Origin of the sequence: Psychroflexus maritimus (genome assembly GCF_011089875.1) — a bacterium.
In the GTDB taxonomy this organism is placed as follows: Bacteria; Bacteroidota; Bacteroidia; order Flavobacteriales; family Flavobacteriaceae; genus Psychroflexus; species Psychroflexus maritimus.
Window position 1 is genome coordinate 1 of record NZ_JAANAS010000092.1, and the last position, 407, is coordinate 407.

Consider the following 407-nt stretch of genomic DNA (forward strand, 5'->3'; position numbering starts at 1 on the left):
TCATCTACATTAAAGGAATAAGTCTGCCCGTCTTCTAACAAGGTTTCTGTGCCTAAATAATCATCGACTAAATAAACTGCTGTTGTTCCAAAATTAGACAAGTTGGGCACAAAGCTGTAGTTTTCATTTCTCCAGTTGTTGGTAAATAAGGGAATCACCTCATCATTTTCTGGGAAGTTTCTACGCTGAATGGTAAACAAGCTGTTTTCATTTACCGAAGCTAGGTTTTCATCGATATTCCCCATTTTAGCAATATCTGCTGCATCTACCTCAGTAATTCCATCGGTAGCAAAACGCAAACGAATGGCATCGATAACCTGATTTCCTTCATTTTTTAAATCCAACAACATGCTCATCTGATTATCGCTGAATGGCGCTGATTTTGGAAGTGTAGTAGTCACATCCTT

Annotated in this window: 1 pseudogene; it reads right to left on the reverse strand. The window is 38.3% G+C overall.

The features are described 5' to 3' along the window. Positions 1 to 407 (reverse strand): annotated as a pseudogene (locus G7034_RS10340) (hypothetical protein); the annotation flags it as partial.